The organism is Kosakonia sp. H7A (assembly GCF_003028445.1).
In the GTDB taxonomy this organism is placed as follows: Bacteria; Pseudomonadota; Gammaproteobacteria; order Enterobacterales; family Enterobacteriaceae; genus Kosakonia; species Kosakonia radicincitans.
Genome location: NZ_PYTZ01000001.1, coordinates 78,153 through 95,332 on the forward strand (window position 1 = coordinate 78,153; position 17,180 = coordinate 95,332).

At 52.0% G+C, this 17,180-nt stretch carries 18 protein-coding genes; 15 read left to right on the forward strand and 3 right to left on the reverse strand.

Annotated elements, in window-relative coordinates; genetic code table 11:
* The first annotated feature begins 427 nt into the window (after positions 1 to 427).
* From CWM66_RS00365 to CWM66_RS00410, 10 genes are all read left to right on the forward strand, one after another.
* Positions 428 to 1,702 (forward strand): HlyD family secretion protein, encoded by a 1,275-nt coding sequence (locus CWM66_RS00365; RefSeq protein WP_035885679.1) that lies wholly within the window; start codon positions 428 to 430, stop codon positions 1,700 to 1,702.
* Positions 1,695 to 3,794, forward strand: a complete 2,100-nt coding sequence (locus CWM66_RS00370) for a peptidase domain-containing ABC transporter (protein ID WP_007375113.1) — start codon at positions 1,695 to 1,697, stop codon at positions 3,792 to 3,794. The genes CWM66_RS00365 and CWM66_RS00370 overlap by 8 nt, the downstream gene beginning before the upstream one ends.
* 181 nt (positions 3,795 to 3,975) lie before the next feature.
* Positions 3,976 to 4,224, forward strand: a complete 249-nt coding sequence (locus CWM66_RS00375; protein WP_107146106.1) for a hypothetical protein — start codon at positions 3,976 to 3,978, stop codon at positions 4,222 to 4,224.
* 336 nt (positions 4,225 to 4,560) lie between these two features.
* On the forward strand, positions 4,561 to 4,800 hold the full coding sequence (locus CWM66_RS00380; RefSeq protein WP_107146107.1) for a hypothetical protein: 240 nt from the start codon (positions 4,561 to 4,563) through the stop codon (positions 4,798 to 4,800).
* A gap of 417 nt (positions 4,801 to 5,217) precedes the next feature.
* Complete coding sequence (locus CWM66_RS00385) at positions 5,218 to 5,457, forward strand: hypothetical protein (protein ID WP_107146108.1); 240 nt, start codon at positions 5,218 to 5,220, stop codon at positions 5,455 to 5,457.
* A gap of 116 nt (positions 5,458 to 5,573) precedes the next feature.
* Complete coding sequence (locus CWM66_RS00390) at positions 5,574 to 5,834, forward strand: hypothetical protein (RefSeq protein ID WP_007375109.1); 261 nt, start codon at positions 5,574 to 5,576, stop codon at positions 5,832 to 5,834.
* Positions 5,835 to 5,970: 136 nt separating this feature from the next.
* Positions 5,971 to 6,207, forward strand: a complete 237-nt coding sequence (locus CWM66_RS00395; protein WP_007375108.1) for a hypothetical protein — start codon at positions 5,971 to 5,973, stop codon at positions 6,205 to 6,207.
* Between the two features lie 101 nt (positions 6,208 to 6,308).
* Positions 6,309 to 6,545, forward strand: a complete 237-nt coding sequence (locus CWM66_RS00400; RefSeq protein ID WP_007375107.1) for a hypothetical protein — start codon at positions 6,309 to 6,311, stop codon at positions 6,543 to 6,545.
* 141 nt (positions 6,546 to 6,686) lie between these two features.
* Positions 6,687 to 6,935, forward strand: a complete 249-nt coding sequence (locus tag CWM66_RS00405) for a bacteriocin (RefSeq protein ID WP_007375106.1) — start codon at positions 6,687 to 6,689, stop codon at positions 6,933 to 6,935.
* Between the two features lie 158 nt (positions 6,936 to 7,093).
* Positions 7,094 to 8,032 carry an alpha/beta hydrolase gene (locus tag CWM66_RS00410; RefSeq protein WP_107146110.1) on the forward strand — a complete coding sequence of 313 codons (939 nt, stop codon included), beginning with the start codon at positions 7,094 to 7,096 and terminating at the stop codon, positions 8,030 to 8,032.
* Between the two features lie 8 nt (positions 8,033 to 8,040).
* Here CWM66_RS00410 and CWM66_RS00415 read toward each other — a convergent pair whose 3' ends face one another.
* Together CWM66_RS00415 and CWM66_RS00420 are read right to left on the reverse strand one after the other, a co-directional pair.
* The gene (locus CWM66_RS00415) at positions 8,041 to 8,613 is read right to left on the reverse strand and encodes a flavin reductase family protein (protein WP_007375104.1); all 573 of its coding nucleotides are present in this window, start codon (positions 8,611 to 8,613) and stop codon (positions 8,041 to 8,043) included.
* 81 nt (positions 8,614 to 8,694) lie between these two features.
* Positions 8,695 to 10,473 (reverse strand): sensor domain-containing diguanylate cyclase, encoded by a 1,779-nt coding sequence (locus tag CWM66_RS00420; protein WP_035885683.1) that lies wholly within the window; start codon positions 10,471 to 10,473, stop codon positions 8,695 to 8,697.
* 235 nt (positions 10,474 to 10,708) lie between these two features.
* Between CWM66_RS00420 and CWM66_RS00425 the strand changes: the two genes are divergently transcribed.
* The 4 genes from CWM66_RS00425 to CWM66_RS00440 all read left to right on the forward strand — a co-directional run bounded on the left by CWM66_RS00425 (position 10,709) and on the right by CWM66_RS00440 (position 14,993).
* Positions 10,709 to 11,410 carry an ABC transporter ATP-binding protein gene (locus CWM66_RS00425; protein ID WP_071920818.1) on the forward strand — a complete coding sequence of 234 codons (702 nt, stop codon included), beginning with the start codon at positions 10,709 to 10,711 and terminating at the stop codon, positions 11,408 to 11,410.
* The gene (locus tag CWM66_RS00430; RefSeq protein WP_072438855.1) at positions 11,407 to 12,375 is read left to right on the forward strand and encodes an ABC transporter substrate-binding protein; all 969 of its coding nucleotides are present in this window, start codon (positions 11,407 to 11,409) and stop codon (positions 12,373 to 12,375) included. Before CWM66_RS00425 ends, CWM66_RS00430 begins: the two co-directional genes overlap by 4 nt.
* Before the next feature lie 47 nt (positions 12,376 to 12,422).
* Positions 12,423 to 14,078 (forward strand): iron ABC transporter permease, encoded by a 1,656-nt coding sequence (locus CWM66_RS00435; protein WP_071920816.1) that lies wholly within the window; start codon positions 12,423 to 12,425, stop codon positions 14,076 to 14,078.
* 72 nt (positions 14,079 to 14,150) lie between these two features.
* Complete coding sequence (locus CWM66_RS00440; RefSeq protein ID WP_007375099.1) at positions 14,151 to 14,993, forward strand: arylamine N-acetyltransferase; 843 nt, start codon at positions 14,151 to 14,153, stop codon at positions 14,991 to 14,993.
* On the opposite strand, the gene CWM66_RS00445 is transcribed toward CWM66_RS00440, so the two are convergent.
* The gene (locus CWM66_RS00445; protein ID WP_007375098.1) at positions 14,990 to 15,565 is read right to left on the reverse strand and encodes a TetR family transcriptional regulator; all 576 of its coding nucleotides are present in this window, start codon (positions 15,563 to 15,565) and stop codon (positions 14,990 to 14,992) included. The two genes, CWM66_RS00440 and CWM66_RS00445, sit on opposite strands and share 4 nt — an antisense overlap.
* Positions 15,566 to 15,684: 119 nt before the next feature.
* Between CWM66_RS00445 and CWM66_RS00450 the strand changes: the two genes are divergently transcribed.
* Positions 15,685 to 17,172, forward strand: a complete 1,488-nt coding sequence (locus CWM66_RS00450) for a SmvA family efflux MFS transporter (protein ID WP_107146111.1) — start codon at positions 15,685 to 15,687, stop codon at positions 17,170 to 17,172.
* Positions 17,173 to 17,180 lie beyond the last annotated feature (8 nt).

Genomic DNA, 17,180 nt, shown 5'->3' on the forward strand with positions numbered 1-17,180 from the left:
GCTGACGCATTATTTATATGTATTCATATTTTTTATTAATAGCCATTTTTATTATACACCTCGCATTTATTTTATTACGTCTTTCAGCAATTTAGGAACTTTCATGTTTGCAAGTTGTCTATCAAAAATATAAAGTTCCCCTGAATCTATGCCAGGTTGATTAACTTTATAATGACTATGGCGAAAACATATATTGAGCATTTATATTTGCCGTTCGCATACGTTAGCAGCAAATAGAACCCGGACAATATCTGTTATCATTTAAATTGTGCTTGCCACCTTCAATATTATTAATGTCGAATCTTGCATGTGATTGTTTTTGTTAAAACAATATCACGTAATTATTTTCTTTGTGAATGTATTTTTATTTAGTGATAAACAGCAACTAAATAAGACCCGATAAAATATCCCACTAAGGAGGGGGGTAATGTTTAGAAAGGAAGCACTTGAAAACCGAAAAATGAGATGGCGCGGACGCGCAATACTACTGCCTGGCGTCCCGCTCTGGCTCATTATTATGTTCTGCGTCTGCTTTCTGGCCGCTTTTCTGACCTTTGTAATTGATGGCACATATATGCGCAGGGTAAACGTCAGTGGAGAAATTACCACCTGGCCTCGCCCTGTTACCATTTATTCAAATGCTCAGGGGTTTATTGTTAAATCCTATGTTACGGAAGGGCAAAAAATAAAAAAAGGCGATCCGGTATACCTGATTGATGTCAGCCGAAGCACCCATAGCGGCGTGGTCAGTGATAATCAGCGCAATGATATCGAGCAACAAATCACCCGCGTGGAAAATATTATCGCCGGGTTACAGGAGAGTAAAAATGCCACGCTGAAAACGCTTGAGAAGCAAAAGCAGCAATATAGCGAAGCGCTTAAATTTTCGACCGACGTTATTCGCCGGGCAGAAGAGGGCGTTAAATTGATGAAAGAGAACATGGAAAATTATCGTCGTTATCAGGCCCGGGGTCTTATCACCAAGGATCAGCTTACGAACCATGTGACGCTCTATTATCAGCAGCAGAATGACCTGTTAGGTCTGCGCAGCCAGAGTGAACAAAATGCGCTGCAAGTGACCAGCCTCGAGAGTGAAATTCAGACGCAGGCGGCAGATTTCGACAATCGTATTTACCAGATGGAACTTCAGCGTTACGACCTGCAAAAAGAGCGTCTGAATGCTGATATCAGCGGTGATGTGATTGTGCGGGCAACGTCTGACGGCAAAATCGATTCCCTGAGCGTCACTGCCGGGCAAATGGTGAATGCCGGCGACAGTCTGTTGCAGATTATCCCCGAATCTATCGATCACCATTTACTGGTGGCCTGGGTGCCAAACGACGCGACGCCGTATATCGCCGTCGGCGACAAAGTCAATCTCCGCTATGAAGCTTTTCCTGCCGAAAAATTCGGCCAGTTTTCGGCAACCATCAGTCAGATATCGAAAACACCGGCTTCAACACAGGAAATGATGACTTATCCTGGAGCGCCAAAAAATCTCCAGGGCACATCGATCCCTTATTACAAAGTCGTTATTAAACCCGATCGCGAAGTGGTGGAGTACGACGGAAAACGTATTTCTCTGGAAAATGGCATGAAGGCGCAGAGCACGCTGTTTCTCGAAAAAAGAAGAATTTATCAATGGATGCTTTCCCCGTTCTACGACATGAAGCACAGCGCAACAGGACCTGTAAATGAGTAATAAAAGCCTATTTACCGCGCTGCTCGGCAAGCTGGATTTAAGCTGGTTCCGACGCGTTCCGATGGTACACCAGACCGAATCTTCGGAGTGTGGTCTGGCGAGCCTGGCCATGATCTGTGGCCACTATGGCAAAAATATTGACCTGATAAGTCTGCGTCAGCAGTTTAACCTCTCAGCAAGAGGAACCACGCTGATTGGGTTGAATGAAATTGCGGGCCAGCTTGGCCTTGCTACCCGTGCATTATCGCTGGATTTGCATGAGCTGAAGCTGCTTAAAACCCCTTGCGTCCTGCACTGGGATTTTAACCACTTTGTGGTGTTGGTCGCCGTCAAAGGCAATAAGTATGTGATTAACGATCCAGCGCGTGGACGCAGAACTGTCGGCCAGGCGGAGATGTCGCAATACTTTACCGGCGTCGCGCTGGAAGCCATGCCGGGCAGTGAATTTACCCAGGAAAAAGTAAAAAATCGCGTACGCTTGCGCTCGCTGATCGGTAGCGTTCACGGAATTAAAGCCACGCTGGCAAAGATCTTTTGCCTTTCTATCGTCATTGAAGCGATCAACCTTGTACTGCCGGTAGGCACGCAACTGGTCATGGACCATGCTATTCCGGCGGGCGATCGCGGTTTGCTGTCGCTCATCTGTATCGGGCTGTTTTTCTTTATTCTGTTGCGGGCCTCCGTCAGCATGCTGCGCGCGTGGACATCGCTGGTGATGTCCACGCTCATTAATGTGCAGTGGCAATCGGGCTTATTCCGGCACCTGATTAAACTGCCGCTGGGCTATTTTGAACGGCGTAAAATGGGGGATATTCAATCCCGTTTCGGCTCACTGGATACGCTACGTGAAACCTTTACCAGCAGCGTCGTCGGCGCCATCATGGACGGTATCATGGTGGTTGGCGTATTGATAATGCTGGTGCTGTATGGCGGCTGGCTGACATGGGTGGTGCTTGGGTTTACCGCAGTTTATGTGCTGATCCGTCTGTTAACGTATAACTACTATCGCCAGCTCTCGGAAGAACGCCTGGTCAGAGGCGCACGCGCCAGCTCCTATTTTATGGAGACGCTGTACGGTATCGCTACGGTCAAAATGCAGGATATGAGCGAGCGTCGTGGCACTCACTGGCTAAATTTGCAGGTCGATACCATCAACACCGGGATTAAACTTACTCGCCTGGATCTCTTTTTTAATGGCCTTAATACGTTTATTGCCGCCTGCGATCAGGTCGCGATTTTGTGGCTCGGCACCAGTCTGGTGATAGACAATCAGATGACTATCGGTATGTTCGTTGCCTTTGGCGCCTTCCGTGGCCAGTTCTCTGATCGTATCGGTTCGCTGGTTGATTTCTTACTGCAACTGCGAATGATGAGTTTGCATAACGAACGTATTTCCGATATCGCTTTGCATGAGCGCGAGCCGAGAAAACCGGATTTACCGGCAACCACGGAAATGCGTCCTCTCGGCCTTGAAACCACCGGACTGAGTTATCGTTACGACAGCCAGTCAGCCCCGATATTTAATGATCTGGCGCTGCGGATTGAGCCGGGCGAGAGCGTAGCGCTGGTTGGCGCTTCTGGCGCCGGAAAGACGACATTAATGAAAGTGCTTTGCGGCCTGTTTGAACCCGATGCCGGTAAGGTGCTGGTTGATGGCATGGATATCAAACAACTCGGGATCAATAACTACCACAAAATGATTGGCTGCGTGCTACAGGATGACAAGCTGTTCGCCGGTTCTTTGCGGGAAAATATCTGTGGATTCGCTGAACATGCCGATGAGGAGTGGATGGTTGAGTGCGCCAAAGCAAGCCATATCCACGATGTTATTCTCGCAATGCCAATGGGCTACGAAACGCTAATTGGCGAACTGGGCGAGGGGCTCTCCGGCGGGCAGAAGCAGCGCGTATTTATTGCGCGCGCGCTTTATCGCAAGCCAGGGCTGCTCTTTATGGATGAAGCGACCAGTGCGCTGGATCATGAAAGCGAAGCCTGTGTAAATAACGCTATTAAGCAGTTGAATATTACTCGTGTTATTATCGCGCACCGTGCAACAACTATTGCAACAGCGGATCGCGTTATCAACCTGTAATTCCATAAACACCCGGCATGCCGCTTTGTTTACTTTAGGAATAATATTTCAAATTATTTCTGGACGATAAAGCGGCATATAATAGATAATTTATTCACAGGTTATAAAGAGTACCTGTTCAAGAGACAATAAGTTAAAAATGCAATTAACTAAAATACAGTGAAATATTAAGGATAATATTATGAAAGAACTTAATTCTATTGAAATGCGTGGAGTTTCTGGTGCTGGCATGCTGTCAGATGCGGCTGGTCTGCTCGGCAGCGGTATTGGTGCGATTGTGGATATGGTTATGGGCGGTAAAAGCACAGCAGCTGCAGATGCTGGCCGCAACATGGCTGAAAGCATCGCCGGAATCGTTGAATCTGGCTTCGGTATTATTAACAATATCTTCAACAGCATTTTCGGCGGTCTGTTCGGCAAGAAAAAATAAATTATTAATACCCTCTGATAGCTAAGCGCCATTAGTTATTATTTGATGTTTATGTTTGGTGGCATTCCGTATGGGATGCCACTTTTTTATTTGTGAAGAAAAAAGATACTTTTGCTCTTCATAAATAAAAAAGTGGCTTGTTATATTTTGATGGTATTTTTTAGGAAATTTATCGATTACGATCGCTGGACAGAAAAATGACTTCAGCAGATAATTTCGCTTAACAACTCAGTATAACGTTTGTCGTTATTAGCAATAATAACAAAAGAAAGCGGATAGTAATAATTTTCGATTGCTGTTTCGCATTTAAATAAGTAAACATTAAGGATAATAGTCATGAAAGAACTCAATACTGTAGAAATGAAAGAAGTTTCAGGTGCCGGTTTTTTAGCTGATACCGCTGGCATGCTCGGTGGGGGTATCGGTGCTATCGTTGACCTGGCTCTGGGTAGCAAAAACACTGCGGCAGCTGATGCAGGCCGTAATATTGGTAAAGGCATTGGCGGTATTGTTGAAGCTGGCATCAATGCAATTACCTCTTTCTTCGGCGGTCTGCTCGGTAAAAAAAGCGACTAATCCCCGCTAAGCATCATTTATTAATACTCTGGTAGCTCCTCTCATAAGTGATATTCCATCCGGAATATCACTTATTTTTTATGTGACTGCATGTCCTCTTTCTTTATCAATCTAAAATAACGGCTGGCATGCGCTCACTATGTGCATCATGTTAATTTCCATTTTTCTATACAATATGACTAATGATATTTACCAGGTTGGTCGTTTTTTTAATTCTTACCAGAATTCGACATACTGTTTTAGGAAAAATATCTCTCACTCTTTATAGACAGCGAGAAGTGTTTTAAGAGATACTTTGCTCAACGAATAAAGCAGAGTTTAAATCATTTTATAAACAATTTTATGAGCGGCGAGAAATTAGACTCTACAAACCACAGCCGTATATTATAAAGAGCATTAAGATTAAGGATGATAAATATGAAAGAACTCAACGTAATTGAAATGCAGGAGGTTTCAGGCTCTGGCATTTTATCGACTGTAGGTAGTATGGTCGGCGCAGGTATCGGTAGTATCTTTGATGCTATTATCCCTGGTGAAAGCACACTCGTGACTGACGCTTGCCGTACTATTGGCCGGTTTATTGGTGCAATCGCTGAAAATCCTCTGGGAGTATTTGGCGTTATATTGGGTAACTTACTAAACCGAAATAACGGCTGATAATTCGAAAAGACATTTTTAATTAACCGATCACGGGTGCTACTCCATATCGGGTAACACTTTTGATCTCTGAATCGGAGTTTCCCTTCGATTTATTACAATACCAAGGAGTATGTATGAAAGAGCTTAATAATAACGAAATGATGGCCGTTTCCGGTGCTGGCTTCTTATCAAATGCCGCTGGTGCATTTGGTGGTGGCCTGGGTGGCATCGTTGACCTTTTCCTGGGTGGTAAAAATACCACGTTCTCTGATGCTGGCCGTAGCATTTGCGAAAGCGTCGCAGGCGTTGTCGAATCAGGTTACAACATGGTTAAAAACGCCGTTAGCAGTCTGTTCGGCGGACTTTTCGGTATGTTTGGTTCGAAAGATCAATAATCTGTCAGGTCTTCCTGAAAGATAATAGATTCTATTTTTAATTTACTGAATGAGAGTGATATTCCGGGTGGAATAACACTTCTGGTTTTCATGGGTAGAGTAATTATTCTGCCCCTTTACACAAAAAGGAGTTTTTATGAAAGAGCTTAACAATAACGAAATGATGGCCGTTTCTGGCGCGGGTTTTCTGTCTGATACTGCTGGCATGATCGGTGGCTCTCTGGGCGGTCTTGTTGACGCAATCCTGGGCGGCGACAAAACCACTTTTGCTGATATGGGCCGTAAAACTTGCCAGGCGGTTGCCGGCTTCATCGAATCTGGCTTTGGTATCATTAAAAACCTGTTCGGCGGCCTGTTTGGCTCCAAAGCGTAATTAACGAAGAATAACTCCATCGGTGAAATTCCAGCGGGAATATCATTGATGAAAAATAACCACGGAGTGAATACTCCGATTTTAAAATATAAGGAAATATCATGAAAGTACTGAACACTAATGAAATGATGGCTGTTTCTGGCGCAGGTTTTCTGTCTGATACTGCTGGCATGATCGGTGGTTCTCTGGGCGGTCTTGTTGACGCAATCCTGGGTGGCGACAAAACCACTTTTGCTGATATGGGCCGTAAAACCTGCCAGGCAGTTGCAGGTTTCATCGAATCTGGCTTTGGTATCATTAAAAACCTGTTCGGCGGCCTGTTTGGCTCCAAAGCTTAATTAATCTGCCAATAATTTCTGACAGAAAATTATCTCCATTTTTAATTAACTGACTGTCGGTGGCATTTCGTTAAAATATCACTGACAGTCATCCAGGCTGGGGTTAGCGCTCCAGCCTGTTTTAGAATGTAAGGGATTATTGTGAAAGAATTAACTAAAAATGAAATGCAGGCGGTTTCCGGTGCGGGTCTGTTCGACTCTGTTCTGGGAATAGTTGGCAACATTTTTGAACCGGTGCGCAACGCCATTGGCGGCGCTATTTACAACGTCTTATCACCGATCCTTACGCCGGTACTCAACGCGGTTGCACAAGGTGTGGGTGGGGTTCTGGCAAAGTTTATTGAGCTTTTGGGCAATAAACTGAACGACGACTTTGGTCCTAAGCAGTAATTATTAGCAATCCGTCTTCGCTTTTATATTGATTTATTTAAGTGGCATTAATGATAAATGCCACTTTTTTAGTAAAAATGAAACGCCGTTTTGTGGCGCATCTCGATTTTACATCGATAGCTTAATGGTACATAAGCATTTTCCTCAAGGAGAGACTTATGTTCCGGATACCTAAAACTGCTGCATTCGCCATTTTCTTTACCACGCATATCGCTTTTGCTTCCACCATGCATTTTCCGATCTGGCCAACAGATGAAGCGCCTGGTGCGAAAAACAGTCCGGTCAGTTATTCACTGCTTGAGCGGAGTAAAGACCCAACGCTGCCGGACAGGGCAGTGACCGGCATCCGTGCGCCGCAAATGACCGTTTACCTGCCGCAACAACCAAACGGCATTGCATTGCTGGTCATACCTGGCGGCTCCTACAAACGCGTTGTGCTGGATAAAGAGGACAGTGATTTAGCCCCGCAGTTCAACGCACGTGGTTACACTCTGTTTGTGATGACCTACCGGATGCCGGAAGATGGCCATGCCGAAGGTGCCGATGCGCCACTGGCCGACGCGCAGAGAGCGCTGCGAACCCTGCGCGCCCGCGCGGCCGAATGGAAGATCAACCCGCACAAAATTGGCGTGATGGGATTCTCGGCTGGCGGGCACGTCGCGGCCAGCCTGGAAACGCGCTATGAAGAAACGGTTTACCGGGCAACGGACAGTATTGATAAGCAGAGTGCACGGCCTGATTTTGCTGTGCTCGGCTATCCGGTGATCTCGATGGAAAGTGCAATTGCCCATCCCGGTTCACGTAAAGCGCTGATTGGCGATAACCCAACCGCACAGCAAATTAAACGCTACTCACCGGAACAGAATGTGACTGCGCAAACACCGCCAACGTTCTTGCTGCACGCCATTGATGATCCGTCCGTGCCGGTCGCCAATTCGCTGGTGATGTTCAATGCGCTGCATGCCCATCACGTACTAACGGAGTTGCATCTGTTCAGTAAAGGGCAGCATGGATTTGGCGTTCGCGGTGTGAAAAACCAGCCAGCCGCCGTGTGGCCGCAACTGGCGATGAACTGGATCGAAGCGTTACCGCAGTAACCGCCAGCTTATTCGCCGGCGGTAATGCGCTTGCCGCTGGCGACAAAATTACCACCGCCCAGATGATGAATGGTATTCAGTTTGTCGTCATCAAACTGCCAGCGTCCGTTGATAAAAGCCCGTTCGTCGGCAGCCGCAGAAACCACTTCGCCAAACAGCGTGTCATATTTCTCCTGCGCGGCAGTGGGCGGCAACAGGCGACACTCCATCCACGCCAGACATTTCTCTTCAATCACCGGCAGCCCAAGCACGGGACCGGCAAACGCCGGGATCCCATAGCAGTTGAATTTATCTTCATCGCGCCCGGTAATGCTGCCGACCGCGTAACTCCAGTTAGTCGCTGCCACACCAGGCACCACAATGCCGAACATGCCGCTACGCTCAATCAATTCGCGTGACCAGGCGCTTTTGTCCACCACAATCGCGATCCGCGGCGGGGAAAACTCCACCGGCATCGACCAGGCCGCCGCCATCACATTACGGCGATCGATCTGTTCATCACGGCTGGTAATCAAAATCGTCGGGCCATGGTTTAACAGGCGGCTGGCGTGCTCTAATGCCACAGGACGAAAATAGCTCATAAACGGCTCCTTTGTGCATGATTTTCCGGCATTAAATGACTGTTCTGCCACCAAAAGCCAGCGCAGAGCAGGGGAAAAGGACTATCCGGCACTTTTTGCAACGACAATCTTCCCGCGCCCTTGTTCTTTCGCCATATAGAGCGCCAGATCGGCGGCGCGCACCAGATTATCGGCCCGGGCATGGCGCGGCCAGGTAGCCAGCCCAATAGAGACTGAAACCGGGCCAATATCCTGCGATTCATACAGCATGTGATGGTTAAATACATTACGCAGCAGCGCTTCGGCAACAATCTTCGCCTGTGCTTCATCGACGCCCGGCAAAATAATCAGAAATTCCTCGCCGCCATAGCGGAACGCAATGCTGTTCTCATCCAGCGTTTCGGTGATCAGTTTCGCCATTTCGCGCAACACTTTATCACCGGCTTCGTGACCGTATTGATCGTTGAGTTTTTTGAAGTAATCCACGTCCAGCATCAGGCAACTGAGCGTGCTGTTCTCCACCATTGCCTGATCGATCATATTTCGCAACGTCTCTTCCAGGCTGTAGCGGTTGCGCAGGCCAGTCAGCGGATCATACGTCGCTCTTTCCGTCAGAGTATCGCGCAGGATCTGGTTGGCTAACGCCAGCGCCAGCGTTTCTGCCAGCAACTCCAGATAGGCATATGGTGGCTCTTTACCCGGTGTGTAATTATCAAAGGTCAGCAAGCCAATGCTCTTATTTTGCGCATTGAGCGGCACGCAGATTGCCCGCGACGCCAGTTCCGGCAAAATATGTTCGCACGGCATATCCACGGTGCCTTTGCCTGGGCTGTGGAGTTGCCCGCGTTTCAGCGCCCAGCAATATTCCGGAGGGAAAGTGGCATCGTCGCCGGGCGGCAACCCCCAGCGCACCACGCATTTCATACGATTAGTCCGCGTATTCAGCACATAAAGCCGACCGCCCATTTCCGGGATGATTTGCGGCGCAAAACGGTCAACCACACGGAAAATGGCGCTGTGTGTATCGCACCCCTGCAAACGCTGGGTCATGCGCGCCAGCAGGGTGCGCGTAGCCCATTCCTTGTCGCGCTCCTGCTCAAGCCGCTGCCTGGCAAGGCCGTTTTCACGGAAAATGTGGATCGCCTGCGCCATATCGCCAATCTCATCCACCTGCGCCAGCACCGGCGCTTCGACGTTGTAATCCTGCGTCGCCAGCCGGTTCACCACATCACTGAGCGTCACCACCGGGCGCAGAATACGGTGTTTGATAATAAAGCCGAGCACAAACAAGAACAGCAGCGCGGTCACACCGACCATCACTTCCGATAAAGTGCGCAGACGCAGCGAGAGTGACGTAGCTTCTTTGATGGCAGCCTGCGTGCGCTGATCCACCAGGCTGCGGAAATGGGCAAAGCGGTATTCGGCCTCTTCAAGCTTTTCTTCGTAGCTGCCACTGAATAGCAGATTAACGCCGTCGACGCCTTTGCCGTTTTGCACATCCTCAATGGCGATACGCTGCTCTTCTTCAAGCTGGTCGAGGGTGGTAAGCCCGTCCCGCAGAAGCAGAATTTCTTCATCAGATGCACCGCTGTCACGCATTGCAGCCAGCCGGTTTTCCAGGTTTATGTCCTGTTCCCGGCGGGTTTTCCAGCTCTGTACCGTTTCAGGTGTAAATTTGATTACCGCATCGCGCGCCATATCGCTGAGCGCAAAGGCTTCTCTCTCCAGATCGTCGATCAAGGTATCAAACGTCCGGCTTTGCGCCACCGTGTCGCGCTCTTTGTGTTCGGCGCCTGAAGCTATAAACAACGCAACGCCGGAGGTCAATGTCAGTGCCACTGTCGCGATGTAAGCATAATTAGTGATCGTTGCGATACGCACGAGAAACCCTTTTTAAAGACGGTGGAGAAGTATGCCTTTCAGTTTAGACATTCGGTTAAAAATCAACGCGCAATAATGACGTCATTTCTTCGTCACAATCCCTGCCTATAGTCTGCCGCATCAAATCCCAAAGAGGATAACAAGATGTTTACTCCCCTGACTTTTGTGCAGGTGGATGCGACCCGTCGGCTGAAAACCACGGGTGGATCACGGCTTCCCGCTGCGGAGGCCGCTGATGTTCGCATTCACTGACATCCGGCTGCAAGGTGTTTCCTACGCCTTCGGCACACATACCGTGCTTAATCACATCGATTTGCATATCCAGCCTGGCAGCATCGTTGCGCTGCTTGGGCCTTCCGGCTGCGGCAAAAGCACGCTGTTGCGATTGCTGGCAGGTTTGAACGAACCGGCAGAAGGTGAAATCTGGTTTGGCGATCGCCTGGTCGCGAAAGCGGGCTGGTCGCTACCGCCGGAAGCGCGCGATATCGGCATGGTTTTCCAGGATTACGCCCTGTGGCCGCATATGAGCGTGGCGCAAAACGTTGCCTTTCCGCTGAAGATGCGCAACGTACCGCGCGGTGAACGCGAACAGCGCGTAATGCAGGCGCTCAGTATGGTCGGGCTGGCGGAGTTGGCCCAGCGCAAACCGGCCGGGCTTTCTGGCGGCCAGCAGCAGCGCGTCGCGCTGGCGCGGGCGATAGTCGCCGAACCTGGCGTGCTGCTGTTCGATGAACCGCTCTCCAATCTCGATAGCGTACTGCGAGAATCTTTGTGCCATGAGATGGCGCGCCTGCTGCGCCAGCTCGGTACAACGGCCGTTTATGTCACGCACGATCGCCGGGAAGCCGAATGGCTCGCCGATCGCATCGTGCATTTAGCATCCGGAAAGGTGGAATCCGTCAGAAACATCACTTCATCCTCAGGGGAAATCGCATGAAAGCCTTACTGTCCGTGAAAAAAGGAGTCGCTTTAGCCATGGTGTTGTCGTCCATGATGATGTCCAGCGCGCATGCGCTGACCGTTTATACCGCAGGTCCCGGTTCGCTGGCGAAAAGCCTGGCCACCGGGTTCGAGCAAAAAACCGGTGTGAAGGTCAATATTTTCCAGGCTACCACCGGCAAAGTGATGGCGCGCCTCGAAGCTGAACAGGCCAACCCGCAGGCCGATATTCTGATTTCAGCCTCCTGGGATACGGCGGAAGATCTGCATCATCGCGGTTGGTTGCTGCCGTTTGCCAGCGCCAATGCAGATAAGGTTCCTGCCGCGCTGAAAAGTGCGGATTATGTCGCGCAGGGCGTCTCTGCACTGGGCATTGTCTGGAACACCAAAAGCGGCACGCCGGAACCGAAAGAGTGGCAGGATCTGACGTCGGCAGCCTTCAAAGATAAAGTCACTACGCCAGATCCGGCGCTGTCCGGGGCCTCGCTGGATTTGCTGATCGGTCTGCAAAACGGCATGGGTGAGAAAGCCTGGCAACTGTTTGATGCACTGAAAAGCAACGGCATGGTGGTCAGCGGCCCGAACGCGCAGGCGGTAACGCCGGTAATGCAGGGGGCGAAAGCCGCCGTCTTTGGCGCTGTTGATTACGTCACTTACGGCAATATCGCGCAGGGTGAGTCGCTGAAAGTGATCTTCCCGGCCAGCGGCACGGTGATTGCGCCGCGCCCGATGATGATCCTCAAAACCACCCAGCATGCCGATGACGCAAAAGCGTTTGTTGATTACGTCCTGTCGCCGGAAGGGCAGAACATGGTTGCCGATGCCTGGTTGATGCCAGCGCGTACGGATGTGGAAGCAAAACGCCCGCTGTTTACCGAACTGAAGATTCTGCCGACACAAAGCAGCGGTACCAGCGAGCGCGGCGACGTTCTGAAGCGTTTTAACGCCCTGTTTGCGAAGTAATCCACGCCATTTCTAGCGGGGGCAACCCCGCTTTCAGGATACCTGCTGTGAACCAGAAACTGATTGCGCGGGTGACGATAGGGCTGCTGGTGATACTGGTTGCGCTACCGTTACTGTTTATTCTCTTACAGGCGGTGTTTCCGCAGTTTAGCGCCGGGAATTTTAGCGGCGCGTTTTCCGGCATTCCGCTCCTGCTGGCGGAACCGCAGTTACCGTTGATGCTTGGCGGTACGCTGCAAATCGCTACTGGCGTGGCACTGCTGAGTGTGGTCATCGGCTTGCCGCTCGGCGTGGTGCGCGGGCTGTTTGATCTGCCGTGGCCAAAAGCCTGGGATCTGCTGTTTCTGATCCCGTTTTTAACGCCGCCTTATATTGCCGCCTTATCGTGGATGCTGGTCCTGCAAACGCAGGGCTATCTGATGCAGCTTACCGGGATCGATCTCAATAATTTGTTGTTCAGTAAAACCGGTATAGTGCTGGTCATGACGCTGAACATTTTCCCGGTAGTCTATTTTGCCGTATCGCGCAGTTTGCTGGCCAGCGGGCAGCGGCTGGCGCAAGTCGCCCGCGTTCATGGCGCCACACCGTGGAAGGCGTTTTGCCATATCACACTGCCGTTACTTTCTCCGGCACTGGCGGCAGGGATGTTGCTGGCGTTTACCCTCGCGGTGGAAGAGTTCGGCGTTCCGGCGGCGCTTGGTTCCCGGGCGGGCGTAGTGATGTTGACCGTCGGCATTGAAGAGAAGCTGGCAGACTGGCCGATCGACTTGCCGGGCGCATCGATCCTGTCGGTGATGTTGATCGCTATTGCGCTCTGCGGCTGGTGGCTGCAACGTCTGTTGACGGGCGATCAAGACGTGACCAGCGTCTCCGGCAAACCCACCGAACATGTGGGTGCGAAACTGGGCTTTTTCACGCTGCCGGTACTGTTGGTTATGAGTTGTGTGGGGTTTCTGGCCGTAGTGCTGCCGGGCCTGTCGATGGCGTTAAGCGGCTTTAGCGCAACGCTTTCCGGCGGACTGACGCTGGATAATCTGACAGTTAAACACTTTGCGGCGCTCTTCGCCCAACGCGGTGATGCGCTGCCTGCACTCGGTACCAGCTTATCGCTGGCGCTGGGCGCGGCGCTGCTCACCGGGTTACTCGGGCTGTGTGCCGCTTGGCTGGTGGTGATGCAGAAGATAAAAGGGCGCGCGGTGATCGATGCGCTGTCGCTGATGCCTGCGGCGCTGCCCGGCGTGGTGGTGGGTGTCGGGTTGATCTTATTGTGGAACCGCAGTTTCTGGCCGGTTTCACCGTACAACACCTGGGGGATTTTACTTATCTCTTATTGTTGCCTGCTGTTACCGTGGCCGGTGCGCTATATCGGCAGCGCCATGCGTCAGTTAGGCGGTAACCTCGAGCCGGCGGCGCGAGTACACGGTGCCAGCGCATTTAAGGCGCTGCGTCTGATTGTGCTGCCGCTGATCTTCCCGGCGATGCTGGCAGCAATGCTGATGGTCTTCGCGATTGCTTCACGCGAACTGGTGACATCGCTACTGCTGTCGCCAGCAGGAACGCAAACCGTCGCGGTGTTTATCTGGCGGCAATTTGAGCAGGGTTCGGTAGGGCAAGGCATGGCAATGGCCACGCTGACGCTGATCGTCGGGCTGGCGTTAATGCTGACAGCACTGTGGCTCATGCAGCGTAACACAAAGCATTAAGAGGGCACGAAATCGCCTGTCGGCGCAAAAAAATGCGGTATAACAAAGGGACACCACGCACAAGGAGCCTGTATGACCCCTTTTTTGACCGCTTATCTGGCCCGGATTGGCTGGAATTTTACGCCCGATGTCTCACTTGAAACGCTGCGGGCGCTGCATTTGCAGCATAACGGCGCCATTCCCTTTGAAAACCTTGATGTTGTTTTGCCACGTGAAATCGAACTCAGCGATGAAGCCCTCTTTCAAAAACTGGTCGTCGCCCGGCGCGGCGGCTACTGCTTTGAGCAGAACGGGCTGTTTGAACGTGCGCTGAAAGAGGTCGGTTTTACGGTACGCAGCCTGTTAGGGCGGGTGATCATTTCCAATCCGCCACAGATGCCGCCGCGCACCCATCGCGTTCTGCTGGTTACCCTGGAGGGTGAGCAGTGGATTGCCGATGTCGGTTTTGGCGGGCAAACCCTGACCGCGCCGATTCGTCTGCTGGCAGAGGTGGAACAGGCAACGCCGCACGGTCTTTATCGGCTGCAACGCGCAGGTGAAGACTGGGTGTTGCAGTTCCGCCATCATCAACGCTGGCAATCGATGTATCAGTTTGAAATCGGGCCGCAGTACCAGGCCGATTTCGTGATGGGTAATTTCCATTCCGCCCACTGGCCCGCATCGCATTTTCGCCACCATCTGCTGATGTGCCGCCATCTGCCGGACGGCGAAAAGCTGACGCTGACCAATTTCCACTTCACGCACTGGAAAAAAGGGCAGGTTGAGGAAGATAAGGTGCTGGCGGATGTTCCGGCGTTGTACGAAACCTTGCAAACACGTTTCGGGCTGGGCGTCAGCGATCCGCAGTACGGTTTCAGCGTCCAGCAACTCGAAGCGGTCATGAGCCGCTTCGACTTAAACGGTGAACACGCTTAACACAGCTCTTTTGCTATCATTACCGCCAGATGGCGATTGAAGGCCGCTTCATCGACATCTGGCATGCCCAGCATGCAAATCCCGTCCATACCGCAGACCAGCGCAATCAAACGCCAGGCGATATTTTCGGCGCTGTCGCTGTCGGAAAACGCGCCCGCCGCGCGGCCAAGGTTTATCAACTGAACCACTTTGACATGCCACATTTCGAGGGTGGTCAGATAAGCCCCTTTGAACTCCGGATCTTTATTCGCCAGCAGCAGCGCTTCGCGCCACAAATGCACATAGGGTTCAAGACCACCTTCATCGCTGCCCAGCATGGCATGCAGTTGATCGCGCCACGGCGCGCTGGCGGGTAACAGCTCCACATTCAGCAGTTCGTCAATCAGACGAATAAAAGCCTGCGCCTTTAACGCATTTGCCGACGCGAAATGGTGGTGGACTTGCCCGGTCGCCACCCCGGCTTCGGTGGCGATTCGGCGCACTGTCATGGCGGAAAATCCCTCCGCTAACGCGACGCGCATGGCGGCTTTGAGGATCACCTCCCGGCGATCGTCGCGGTTTAAATAGCGCATATAACCTCGGTTCAATGGATGCGAAACGGAGTGTAACAAAAAGCTGGACATGCGTTCAACATTGCGTAGGATCGCCCTTTCTGGACGCGCGTCCAGAATTAAACAATTACGGAGAAGTTATGTTTCGTCAGTGGTTAACGTTGGTCATTATTGTGCTGGTTTATATTCCGGTAGCGATTGATGCAACGGTGCTGCATGTTGCCGCGCCAACGCTCAGCGCGGAGCTGAACGCCAGCGGAAATGAGCTACTGTGGATTATTGATATCTACTCACTGGTGATGGCGGGCATGGTGCTGCCGATGGGCGCACTGGGCGACAAAATCGGCTTTAAACGCTTGCTGCTTATCGGCAGCGCACTGTTTGGCAGCGCATCGCTGCTGGCCGCGTTGGTCACCAGCGCCAGCGAACTGATCGCCGCACGCGCACTGCTGGCCGTCGGCGCGGCGATGATTGTTCCGGCAACACTGGCCGGTATTCGCACCACCTTTTCGCAAGCGCGGCATCGTAATACCGCGCTGGGCGTCTGGGCGGCGATCGGTTCTGGCGGCGCGGCGTTCGGGCCATTGATTGGTGGCATTTTGCTGGAACATTTCTACTGGGGATCGGTTTTTCTGCTCAACGTACCGATTGTGATCGGCGTGATGATCCTGACCGCCCGCTATGTGCCGCGCCAGGCCGGTCGCGCTGAACAGCCGCTGCATCTGAACCAGGCGCTGGTGCTGATTGTCGCCATCCTGCTGCTGGTATGGAGCGCAAAAACAGCGATGAAAGGGACGTTACCACTGTGGATGATTGTCGGCACGCTGATAAGCGGCACGGCGCTGCTGACCGGTTTTGTGCGTATCCAGCTTGCCGCCGCCACGCCGATGATCGATATGCGCCTCTTTACCCATCGCGTGATTTTGACCGGGGCGTTGATGGCGATTACCGCCATGGTGACGCTGGTCGGTTTTGAATTGCTGATGGCGCAGGAACTGCAATTTGTCCATGGTTTTACGCCCTTCGCCGCCGGAATGTTTATGCTGCCGCTGATGTTGGCCAGCGGTTTTAGCGGGCCGATAGCCGGAATACTGGTGTCAAAACTCGGCCTGCGTCGCGTGGCGACGGGCGGTATGGCGCTCAGCGCGCTAAGTTTTCTCGGCTTATCGATGACCGATTTCGCTACCCAACCGTGGCAAGCCGGAAGCCTGATGGCGCTGCTGGGATTCAGCGCCGCCAGCGCGTTGCTGGCCTCTACCGCTGCGATTATGGCGGCAGCGCCGCCGGAGAAAGCGGCTGCTGCCGGAGCAATTGAGTCGATGGCCTATGAGCTTGGCGCAGGTCTGGGGATCGCCGTATTCGGCCTGATCCTGAGCCGCAGTTTCGCCGCGTCGATCCAGTTACCGCAAGGGCTGAGCAGCACACAGGCCGCCCAGGCTTCCTCATCCATTGGCGAGGCGTTTCGCCTGGCGCAGGATGCACAACCGCTGATGGCGCAGCAAATCATTAGCGCCGCCAAAACGGCCTTTACCGGCTCGCACAGCGTTGCGCTGAGCACCGCAGGCGCATTACTCATGCTGCTGGCGGTCGGCATCTGGTTTAGCCTTGCGCAGGTGAAGCATAAATAGTGGCAGCC